At 41.0% G+C, this 11,961-nt stretch carries 8 protein-coding genes and 1 tRNA gene; all 9 read right to left on the reverse strand.

What is annotated here, in order from left to right; translation table 11 throughout:
- Positions 1-38 precede the first annotated feature (38 nt).
- Positions 39-821, reverse strand: coding sequence for a DUF1828 domain-containing protein (locus tag KKB09_04405; protein MBU4300437.1), 783 nt, complete (start codon positions 819-821; stop codon positions 39-41).
- Positions 822-1,283, reverse strand: a complete 462-nt coding sequence (locus tag KKB09_04410) for a hypothetical protein (protein ID MBU4300438.1) — start codon at positions 1,281-1,283, stop codon at positions 822-824.
- Between the two features lie 54 nt (positions 1,284-1,337).
- Positions 1,338-2,837, reverse strand: a complete 1,500-nt coding sequence (locus KKB09_04415; GenBank protein MBU4300439.1) for a type I restriction-modification system subunit M — start codon at positions 2,835-2,837, stop codon at positions 1,338-1,340.
- Positions 2,838-5,732, reverse strand: coding sequence for a DEAD/DEAH box helicase family protein (locus KKB09_04420; protein MBU4300440.1), 2,895 nt, complete (start codon positions 5,730-5,732; stop codon positions 2,838-2,840).
- Positions 5,733-6,009: 277 nt separating this feature from the next.
- Positions 6,010-7,533: a DUF790 family protein gene (locus KKB09_04425; protein MBU4300441.1), complete on the reverse strand. Its 1,524-nt coding sequence runs from the start codon at positions 7,531-7,533 to the stop codon at positions 6,010-6,012.
- A 4-nt stretch (positions 7,534-7,537) separates the two neighbouring features.
- The gene (locus KKB09_04430; protein ID MBU4300442.1) at positions 7,538-8,878 is read right to left on the reverse strand and encodes a DEAD/DEAH box helicase family protein; all 1,341 of its coding nucleotides are present in this window, start codon (positions 8,876-8,878) and stop codon (positions 7,538-7,540) included.
- 191 nt (positions 8,879-9,069) lie between these two features.
- Positions 9,070-9,309, reverse strand: a tRNA-Tyr gene (locus KKB09_04435).
- 383 nt (positions 9,310-9,692) lie between these two features.
- Complete coding sequence (gene ftsZ / locus KKB09_04440) at positions 9,693-10,826, reverse strand: cell division protein FtsZ (GenBank protein MBU4300443.1); 1,134 nt, start codon at positions 10,824-10,826, stop codon at positions 9,693-9,695.
- Positions 10,827-10,896: 70 nt separating this feature from the next.
- Positions 10,897-11,613: a peptidylprolyl isomerase gene (locus tag KKB09_04445; protein ID MBU4300444.1), complete on the reverse strand. Its 717-nt coding sequence runs from the start codon at positions 11,611-11,613 to the stop codon at positions 10,897-10,899.
- Positions 11,614-11,961: the final 348 nt, after the last annotated feature.

The following is an 11,961-nucleotide window of genomic DNA, read 5'->3' on the forward strand; positions in this document are numbered from 1 at the left end:
ACTGCGCAAGTTCCGCAACGCTTCTTTAAGATAAGAATTTATTTTCTATGCAGCTCAATATAACTTTCAAGCCGCTCTACTGTGTCAAGGCTAGATATTTGTTTTTCGCAGACATCCGAGAATTTTGCCAGAACATTCCTGCTTATTTCTGTCTGGTCTTCAAAAACTCCTACTGCATGAAATTTTATGTTCCACCTTTCAAACATTAGTATTGAAATAGTCACATCCCTGCATCTTGAATCGCCGTTTATCGCAAATATGAATATTGGCTGTTCATTCGTTTCTATGCAGCAATCTATCGGATACGCCTTTTGCTTGTCTTTCTCATCATAATAGCATCCAAACCTCGCATCAAGCTTTTTCCTTTTTGCAATCAAGTTAATAGATGCTTTAAAGTCTTCAAAGAACGTTGTCTTTACTCTTTCGCGCTCCAAAAAAGTGATGTCGGATATTTTCAGCAGGCACTGGACAAAATCATATAATGCGTCGCCGAAGTTATTATTTTCGATTTCTAAAAACAGCTCTCCGCTTTGTTCCTGAACGCCAAACATCATTTTAGAGTTTTTAATGATTGTTTCCCGCGTTCCTTTTGACATGTCTTTTTCATCCATAAAATAGCTGAGGTGCAGAAATGTATGGCCTTCATCAGATAACACCCATTTTTTCGATGATTGGATGTATTTTAAAAGTATAACTAAGTTGTCCCCGTCCTCAAACATAAAAGGCGTTTTTACTATAATCCGATTTACTCCTTTAACATCTAGTTTAATGCATTCTGAAACTTTCTCCTTAAATTGCTTCAGGATAATGTTATTGTCCATTTAAACCAGCCTTCTTTGTTCTTTATCTACTTCAAACTCAAAATTGTTCTCGTTTAGCATTAAATCTAATGCAGTTTTCCAGTCGCTGTATCTTGTTGTTTTCTCGGCGTATCCTTCTTCTTTAAATCCGTTTTCCTGATATTTCTGTGTGGCGAGGTGTATGTGAAAACCTTGAATTTCAATTTTTTCAAGTTTATTCATATGTGTATGCGAATTTCCATTATATCGTTTAATTCTAAATAAATTTCCGCCCAAAAGTACTCCAAAAATTACCGAAAAATCCAAAGGATTTATTTTCGATTGCCGTATGATTATTTTGAACATATTGCCCAACAATCCAATTACTTGATGTTCGAAGGAATATTTTCCGATTCCGTCTTTTAGACGCGGAGTAAAATTAGGCTGTAGTAGCTTAACTTCATCTATGAAAGCGCGTATTTGAGCGTCAGTAACAATATCCATCGAACATTCCCTCTTATTATTTTGTTATGTTATCCATATATACGTTTTAATTAATTAAATCATCTTTCCCAATTCTGCGACATTCTCTTTTATCTTGTCCTCAAGCGCGCCAATTTTTGCGATTATTTCTTTCGGCGGCTCGTATTTGACTTCTTCGTATTCGATTTCCTTGTATTTTGAGATAGAAAGGTCGTATCCGTTTGCCTTTATTTCCGAAGCAGGCACAAAGAAGCACTTGGCTTTTCTGTCAGTTTGTTTCTCATTCGCGCGGTTTTTGAATCTCTCAATAATGTCTGGAATGTCGCCCTTGCCATCAACAAACGTCCGTTTATCATCAAGCGAATACCCGTCTTTGTCCATATCATAGAACCATACTTTATCTGTTTTCCCTCCCTTTGTGAACACAATCACAGCAGTTGATACTCCAGCATACGGCTTGAACACGCCGGAAGGCATTGAAATAACTGCTTCAAGCTGGCAGTTTTCAAGAATCATCTGCCGCAGTTTTTTGTGCGCATTTGAGCTTCCGAACAGAACGCCGTCAGGCACAATTACTCCGCATTGCCCGCCGATAATCAAAAGGTTCATCATCTGCTCGACAAAAAGGAGCTCTGTTTTTGTTGTATCCAAACTTAAATTGTCGTTAATATCGCTTTTATCAATGCTGCCTTTAAACGGCGGATTTGCAAGGACAATGTCATACTTATTTTTTTCTTCAAATCTCTTTGAAAGCGTATCCATATAGTCGATATGCGGTGCCTGTATTCCGTGCAAAACCATATTCATAAGCGCAATTCTGACCATTGTGGTGTCAAATTCATACCCAAAGAAAGTATTCTTCCACAAAATATCCCAGTGTTTTTTCTCAACAATTTTATCGCCAACAATATTATGCGGCTCGCCTTCTTCGTCATATTTTATCATGTCGGACGACGTATATTTTGTCAGTATATACTCATACGAATTAATCAAAAATCCTGCTGTGCCGCATGCAGGATCGCATATTTTCTGGCCAATATCCGGATTGACAAGCGCAACCATCATCCTTATTATGTGCCTTGGCGTCCTGAATTGCCCGTTTTTCCCTGCGGTTTTAAGTTCAGACAATAAGTATTCGTAAATATCTCCCTGAATATCCCTGTTTTGCGCAGTTATGTTCAGCTCGTCAATTATGCTCACTGCTTCCTGTAAAAGCGACGGCTTAGGTATCATAAATATTGCGTCTTTCATGTGTTCAGAAAAAAGCGTTTTTTCTCCGTCTCTTACTGTTTTGATAAACGGAAAAACTACGTCCTTTACATGCACCATCATATCCGGAGCGTTAAAATGCTTCCATTCAGACCATCGGCAGTTTTCATGTCCGACAAATATAGAATTGTATTTTTCTCCTCGCGCTAAAGCTCTTTTTTCGTGTATGTTATCAAGGTCTTCAAGCCGCTTCATGAAAATAATATAGCTCATCTGCTCTATTGCAGTAAGCGGATTCGTAATTCCTCCGCTCCAGAATCGGTCCCATAATTTGTTTATCTTCGCCTTTAATTCGCTTGCAAGCATTTACCCACCCATAAATACATCCTTTTCAAGCCGGTTGCACAGTGTTACCAGCCCTTTTAGCTCATCCTTTTCAAACATTGGAATCGGCGCATTGATGCCGAAGTTTATGAATGGCGCATCGAACAAGTCGGAATATTCTATATGCTTCTTCTTTGCAAAAACCGTCTGTAAAGTTCTTATAAAATTAAGCTGGTCTGCATTGTAAAGCTTGTTGTTCTCAACAAGATGCGTTTCAAACGCTTTTTTTATCTTCACTTCGGGCGATTCTTCTTTATAAAGCCCGAGGGTCTCCTTTATGAAATTAACAAAGGTTCCTTTATAGAACTGCTTCAATACATCCTCAGTAAAGTACAATTCCGGACTGTTCAATGTTTCCTCCAAAGCCCGAACATCTTTTTCAGTAAGTTTCTCATTTGTGAATATCTTCTTTATTGTAGGATGCTCTTTTACAAGCTCTTTTATGCGCTTATCAACTTTTTCCTTATAGACTTTGACATATTCCTGTTCGGCGTCCGGGCCGAACTCTATTATTTTTCGCTGTTCTACAACATCATCGATATTAATAATTATTGGCTCTCTCGGCTCGTCCCTCTTGAACTTCATGAGCTCTGCAAATTCGTCAATAAGCATCTGGGCATCATCAAAACACACATCATTCCAGAATTTTTTACTCATCACTTTATCAAGAAGCGCCTCCTTCAGCTTTATTTGATTCAACGTTCTTGGCAGACAATCAAGCATTTTGCAGATTTCGTCCGGAAGCCGCTCAAGTTCGTTTTCGTTGTTTTTAAGAATTGCAAGCGCAAGCCGTTCTGCTTTTAGCGTAAATGATGCAGCAATTATATTCACATTTTGTTTATACCGCATTAACGGAGCAATATCTTTTTTTAAGAACTCTATTGGATTAGTTCCGACATTAGTCCATAATTTTGGTGAAAGCGCCTTTTCAACAACCCTTAAATGTTCGCGGACAGAAACCGAATCTTTGGGAAGAGAATCAACGTCCTCGCTTATTTTTTTCTTCAAAAATTCTGCTCGTCCATCTCCTTTTTTCATCAAGTATTCGAGCTGTTCAATACGCATCCTAAAAATCCTGTTTGTAATCGCTTCGCTTGATTCTGTTTGCTCTCCTTCCGGTTTCATGCTGAAGCGCTCAAAATTATTCCAGAAGTCAAATATCTTGAAATATTCTTTTTTGCCGTTCGGCAGCCATTCCTTATGTTCGCATGCGCTATTTGCCCGCGTTCCACGCCCAATCATTTGCCAGAATTTTATTTTTGAGAATACGGGCTTTGCAAACATGAGATTGCACACTTCCGGCACGTCTATTCCCGTATCAAGCATATCTACGGAAATCGCTACTCTTGGCCATTTATTTTTTTCAAACTCTTCTATGCTGTCCTGCGCTCTTGAATCTTCCGAGACTATTATCCTCGCAAGCTTTGACTTGTATTCGGGATAAAGCTTCTCAAACGCTTCCCAGATTCTTTTTGCATGTTTTTTCGACATGGCAAAAATTATCGACTTTGCAGGAATCGTGCCGGTTTCATCCGTGAGACAGTGCTCCATAAATTCTTTGACAAGCGCTTCATTAGTTCCGGTTGTTACGAATTTCTTTTCAAAATCAGTGCCTTCAAAATTTATTTCATCTGGATTCATACCGCGCTCAAGCATCTCTTTTGTCATATCCTTGCTTAAATCGCCTGTTTTTACGCCCTTTATTTGAAAATGCGTTTGCGCGCCTTGAACTTTGAAATCGCAAAGAACGCCGTCTTTTATCGCATCCTCATAACTGTAAACCGCAGTCGCCTGCTTTTCGCCGCATTCAAAAAATCGAAATGTATCATGATCAATCATATCCGCTGGCGTTGCTGTAAGCCCTATTTGCACAGCATCAAAATATGTAAAAACATCCTTCCATTTGTTGTATATTGACCGGTGCGCTTCATCAGAAATTATGAGGTCAAAATATCCTGGAGAAATTTCTGTGTAGCATTCGCTTAGTGTTTGTATGGTTGATACGTAAAGATTTGCATTTCTATCAATATTTCCAGAATAAATTTTGGCTTTTGACTCTTCCGGAAAGAATTTCTTGAACCCTTTATTGTATGCTTGGTTTCTCAACGCTTTACGGTCGGCCAAAAATAGTATTTTCTGGGCTTGTTTTGCCTTCATCATTACGTCTATAATCGACATGGCAACGCGGGTTTTTCCAGTGCCCGTCGCCATTACAATTAACGCTTTTCTATGCCCTTTATCCAAATGTTCCAATACTCGCTTAACGCATTCAATGCTCTTTGGGCGGTCGACAATCTCTTTATTTATTGAGATGTTCGATAGTCTCTGGCGATTTTTATTTTGAAAGATTATCTTTTCAAGATCGCCTCTTGAATAAAATCCCCTTATTTGACGCAATCCTTGATATGGTCTGTTCCAGAACCATATTTCATAGCCATTTGAAAGAAAAATAAAAACATCTTTTCCGGTTTGCTTCTTTATATCATCCGCATATTGTGCTGCCTGTGTTTGAGCGGTTGCGATAGGATCTTTTGATGTTCTCTTTGCTTCAATTATGGCTAATGAATCGCCATTTGAATCCAATAAGAGATAATCGGCGTATTTGCTCTCCAAATCATTTTTTAATGTTTCATCAACTGTTTTATAATCGCGAATCTTGAAATCAGATTGTTTTGTGTCTACTTCTTCGATTACGTTAATTACCTTCCCATATTGTTCTTTTGATTCGGCAACTGCCATAGTTTTTTTTAAATCCGCAGATAAGCCAGACACAATGCCAAATTTACGTTTTGGCAGTATCCAATTTTGTTCTCGCAGCATTACATCTATTTTAGAAGATCTTGTCTGAAATTCGGATAAATGCGCGTCATCAGCCATGGAGTATACTTCCTCACACTATTTTATAACCTTTGCAAGCGCGTCCACACACACAATTTATGCGCTATAACTCAAAACGGACATTATGCCAAAGAATGCGCGCCATATAAGAAGTAGAATGCGCGGTTTGGGTTCGGTTTTGAAGATTTCAGTGACCGAAGAGGTCTCCAAACCCACCAGCGCAGGAGTTTTTAAGTCCAAGAATAACGTGCTTTTTGCGGCATATATAACATCGCCTTTGGCGTTGCCGATATGCAAGAAAAGTTGCCGACATCAGTTATGATTGCTTTTGAAGATGGTTTTTTACAACTACAATCTCCGCATTTTCAGGTTTGAGCCCAGCCCATTTTATCTTATATCCGAGCGCGCCAAGCACCTCACTATGCCCTTTCACGCCGTATTTTTCAAAAACTTTTAGCGTGTCGGGATAGTTTTTTATGAATTCCAAATCATCCCGTATCGCATCTATTGTTTTCTGGCTGACAAGTTGGGTTTGAAAAAGCAGGTATCCTTCATGTTTTTTCTTCGTCTTCAGAATTTCATACAGGGCTTTCGCGCTGATTTTATAGGTTTCGGCAATTTTGGCGATACTGATAACGTCACCCTCCAGCGAAATTTCAATATCCTTCAGTGAATTTATTTCCGATGCTAATTGCTTTTCCTCATAAGCATTCAGAACTTTGGCTATTTCCGAATACGGGATCTTTTTGTCAAAGAAAATAACATTTCCTGAATTTATTTTGAATTCAGTGATGGAACACGCAAGGTTTTTGTCAACCAAAAGCATCAAAGTCTCTTTAACCTGATTGACCTTTTGTATTTTCTTTTGCAAATATTCTGGCGTCCAGAAACCGACAATTTCAACGTATATTTTTGTGGCGCTATTTTCAATTAAGAAATCTGGGATAAATGCGTACTGGCCTGCTTTCAATACCGCAGGCTCTCGTTTAACATTCCAGCCGCCGAAGTCGTGGCGCGCGAATTCTTCTTCAATGGCGCTATCGAATATGTTGTCTGAATAATCATTTGTGTTGAAAATCTTCTTTGTGTCGTCCAGCGCAAATTCAAAAATCCTCTTGTCGCCATAAGACCTTTTCATGACACTTGCATTTATACTCCATTTATCCGCCCGCATAATCTCAGGAAGGAGCTTTGCAAGCGATGTTCCGTATCGCTCGGTCATCTTGAATAATGATAGCGCGCCGTCCAGAAACACAGTATCATTCTCAATATTGTAGATGAGCCCGAGCCGCTTTATCTTTCGGAACACATTTTGGAAATTACCTTCTATTTTAAATTCCAGCCCAGTGGCTTTGAAAAGCAAGGTCTGCACAAGCGAGAGGTTGTATTGCCGAAGCAGGTTCTCGGCAGTTATCGGCTCAAACTCTTTTACAATCAGGTTTTCTTCATAGTCTGCCCACAATGTATTTTCCAATTGTTCGGAGGTAATTGAAAGCTTTTTCGCTGCTGAATCGATGGCTCTTTGCCGCTCATCCGCAAGCGCCATACCGCGGCACTCGTCAAATACTGCCTTGCGCGCGACAGACGGCTCGACAATAGAATCCTGCTCAATTACACATCGCCGCTCAAGAAGCTGAATCCATCCGCGGATGAGGCGGAAATTCATTTCCTCAAAGCTTTTTGTCTCTTCAATAAGTGAGCCGTATGTTTTCCCGACATTTCTCATGAATATATCGATAATTGCCTCTGCAAGCTCCATATTCTCCGGAGTTATGGCTGCATACACCGGTTCAATCTTCCCTTTGTACGTCCTTGCAACTAATAAGTCTCCTGTTAACATTACATCACCCGATTGATTTTTTTCTCCTGCTTGATGCGCCCACTTCGCTTGTTTCGCGCGACACTATTTCATACAATATCGCTTCCTTGCCTTCCCTTTTCCGCAATATGCGCCCGAGCCTCTGCACAAAAGCCCGCGCGCTTCCTGTTCCGCTCAGTATCACGCCGACATTGGCATCGGGAACATCAATTCCTTCATCAAGAACTTTTGAAGTGACGATTGCCCTGTATGCGCCGGATTTGAATCCGCCAAGAATCTGCTCCCTTTCTTTGCCTCCTGTTCTATAGGTTATCGAAGGTATCAGGAACCTGTTTGAGATTATGTGAACCAATTTGTTATGCTCTGTGAAAATAAATATCCGTGCCTCTTTATGCTCGTTCAGGATTTCCGCAAGCTTTTCGATTTTTGAAGCGCTGTTAAGCGAAATGTCGCGTGCCTTGTTCCGTGCAAGCAATGCCCTGCGCGCATTCGGGTCTCGTCCGCTTCGCATCACAAGCTTCTGGAAATCCGCAGCACCTCTTAGGCGGATGTTGCTTTTTTTTAAGTAATCGGCAAACACTTCTTTGTTTTTGTTGTATTCTTCCCTTTCTTCGCGGACGAGCTCAACCGCAACTTTTCTGAGCGCATACGGCGATAGATGCGTGCCTGAAAGCTCTTTCACATTCATCTCAAAAACCTTGCCGCCAAGAATGCGGTTAAGTTCCGAATGCAGGCCGTCGTCTCTTTCGTAAGTTGCGGTCAGGCCCATGCGGAACGGTGCGGCAAACATCTCGGCTATCTGCCTGTAGCCCTCTGCGGGCAGGTGATGCACTTCGTCAAAAATCAGGAAACCAAACCTGTTTCCGAGATAGCCTGCATGAATATATGCTGAATCATAAGTAGAGACAGTTATCGCCTTTATGTCCTGCTCGCCGCCGCCAAGCATTCCTATTTCGGTGTTAAATGCCTCTTTTAGCTTGGCGCGCCACTGGTAAACCAAATCAAGGGTCGGACATATTACTAAAACAGGGGTGTTCAGAAGTGCAATCGCTTTTATGCCGATAATTGTCTTGCCGCTTCCTGTGGGAAGCACGATTACTCCGCGCTTGCCATTAAGTTCCCATGCATCCAATGCCTGCTTTTGGTAATCGCGAAGAGTTACATTTGCCTGAAGTTCCGGGCACGGGATGAAGTCAAGGGCGTAGTCCGCGAAATTAATCTTTGATGCCGCCAGGTAATCAATGATGTCTTTGTAATGCATAGCCATGGCGCGGAAGCTTTGGGCGCGCTCATCCCAGGTAGAATTAGGCACTTTGACACCTCTAACAAGGATTGTTCCTTTGTCAAATCTCAAAGCGATTTCCATGAGTATTGTTCGGCGCGCAAAGTAAAAAGTTTGACGGCGATTAGAATGCGTGAAAATCTTATTTGTTTCGTAAGGGATGCATTCGCTCAATAATATCAAATCCCATTAACGAACCCCCTGTCAAAGCTTAAGAGGTGCGCCAAATTAACCACTTACTGCAGTTATTGTCCAAATCGGAAGGGAAATTTCTATCCCGCTGGCCGGATTTTCAGATGCAACGCGCCATAAAACTTCTGCGCATTGCATGAATTGAACCGGCAACATCACGGTAGCTGAAACTTTGCCTGACTTCTATGTTTGAGTACGGGCTAAACCGGAAAACGACATGAAAATCCTTGTGGATTTTCAAGTTTTTCAGGTCTCCTTGCAGAACCTGAAAATGCAGTTCTCCTTCTACAGCCGTGCACTCTACCGGGTTGAGTTACAGCGGGATATTATGAATTCGCTATGCTTGACTGGTGGCTTGCGCGTCAGCGCAAACCGCCCTAAATCATGGCACTAACGTGCCAAGCTTTTTTGTCTCTTTCGAGCCAAAAAACACCGGCCGATTTTGGGATTTTAGGGTTCTTTCGCTTGCGCTCTAGACTTTTTCAGCTTCGCTGAAAAATTCCCGAAAGCTTGGAAACCGCAGTTTCCATGATTATGCGGCCGAGTTACATCGGGATTCAGAATAACATTATCAAGAAGGTATATAAATGTTGCGGTGGACCTCATTTCGCAGCGATAAATTGTCCGGTTCTGAAAAAGGAACTCAAAACAAAAAACAGATAGTTACAAAGCTAAAGCTATTCAATCAAATGTTCTTGAACAGCACTTATATAAATTCAATTCCAAGATCCTTTTCAATGCCGTCTTTGAGTTCAGGCGCTGCCTTATGCCCGACTTCCGGTGGCAGGCCAACAGTGTAGTTCTTTACGCCGGTCACAATCAGAAGCACGCGAATCATATCGCCCAGTTCTCTTTGTATCATTGCCCCCCAGATGACTTTTGCATCAGGAGCAAGCTGTGATGTAACAGAAGTGACTATTTCCTTTGCCTCTTTCAAAGTCAGATCCGCACCTCCTGTGACATTTATCAATGCGCCTGTTGCGCCTTCGATGTCCATGTCAAGAAGCGGATTTGTAAGCGCTTTGTGCACTGCCTCATACCCTCTGTTCTCTGTATCTGATTCGCCCATTCCAACCATTGCCACTCCGCCGTTGCCCATAATGGCTTTGACGTCTGCAAAGTCCAGGTTTATCAATCCGGGCTTTGTAATGAGCTCGGTTATGCCTTTAACCGCGTTCACAAGAATCTCGTCAGCCACTTTAAAAGCAGTATTTATAGACACGTCAGGAACTATTTCAATAAGCTTCTCGTTCGGTATGACTATCAAGGTATCGACAAGCTCTTCCAACTTCTCAAGGCCCATTCTGGCATTTGCCATCCTGTGGCTGCCTTCCATATGGAATGGCAGTGTTACAATACCTACAGTCAATGCATTCTCTTTTCTTGCAACCTCAGCAACAATCGGAGCAGAACCTGTTCCCGTTCCTCCGCCAAGCCCGCATGTAATGAATATAAGGTCTCCGCCTTGTAATGCTGATTTTATTTCATCCTTTGACTCTTTTGCAGCAGCTTCTCCAACTTTCGGGTTTGCTCCTGCACCAAGGCCCTCAGTAATATCTTTTCCGATAAGGATTTTCTCGTCAGCATCTGTATAAAGAAGGTCCTGAGCATCTGTATTTATTGCAATTATCTTAGCTCCGTCTATGCCAACTTGCATCAAACGAGAAATGGTATTATTTCCGGCGCCGCCGCAACCGACAATAAAGACGCTCGCTTTCTTCTTTTTCAGAAGTTCCTGAAGATCCGCATCCTTTGCGTGCTTCCTTTGGGGAAGTGCTTCTTTCGTACCGTTTCCGGCACCTTCCTGTTTTCTCACGACGCTTCTGATTAGTTCATCCATAGCATTACCTTTATCCTCTTTCATATACTAAATTATAGCGCACATATTTAAATAGCTACCTTAAAGGCAATTATTTTGAGGGCGTTATTTCTTCCAGTTCGTTAGATGATTTTGTAACTGATTTTTCAAAATTCTCTACAAAACTGACCTCTTTTATGCCTGAAACATGCAGTATTATCTCGTCAGATATCTTTTTCTTTCCGTTCTGCGCAAGCTCAAAAGCACTCGGAAGCTCTATTTTGGCGGTTCCTTTCAATGGATCTATCGAAACCGATTTCGCTTCAGTATTTGAATAATATAAGAAAACTGCAGAAACCTTTTCTTCAGGCTTTTCAACAATCTTATTAAGAACGACTTCATACTCAAGCTCTTTTCCTGCAAGAGGATGATTAAAATCTATTTTTACCCTGCCGCTTGAAACAGATAATACGCGCCCCTGCAAATTGTTTGCAAGAGTTATAAATTGCCCTACCTGAGGGTGCATATTCTGCCTCGTAAAATTGCTCAACGGAATTATTTTGACAAATTCGGCGGATCGCTCCCCAAAAGCCTCTTTTGTCTCAAGAACAATTGTCTTTTTCTCGCCAACGTTCATCTCTTTGATTTTACTGTCAAGGCTTGCAAGTATCTGCTTGTTGCCAAGGATTATTGTTATGGGGCCATAGTTTACATTCGGGTTATAAATCTTTTTTTCCTTTGCAATATTCTCATAAGTAAGGTCAAAGATTTCTCCGCTTTCCTTTATCTTTCCGAGATACTCAATTTGTACAAATGTACCGTTCTCCATAAGAATCCGTTAAGTAGTTTTTGAAACCGAAGTTTTTAAGGTTATCGGCAGTCAACGATTTATTGAAAAAGTTCTTTATATCTCTGTTAAGGCAAATATTTCGCGTATTTGCCGAAGAACCAAAAAAATTGCTGAGCGTATGGGACGTGCAAAAAGAGATGTAACGAACAAATACGAAGATACGATTCAAAAACAGAAAAAGGAATTCTAAATAATTGTCCGCTCTTTTTAAAAAAAACGTGCCGACATCTAAGAATAGTTTTAAAACCGGTTTTGAATACTCATGATTTAATAAGCAAAACCCCGGATACTTTTCCAAAGTCATTTGGCTCCGCATATATTATTATA

The sequence above is a fragment of the Nanoarchaeota archaeon genome, assembly GCA_018897155.1.
Taxonomy (GTDB): domain Archaea; phylum EX4484-52; class EX4484-52; order EX4484-52; family LFW-46; genus LFW-46.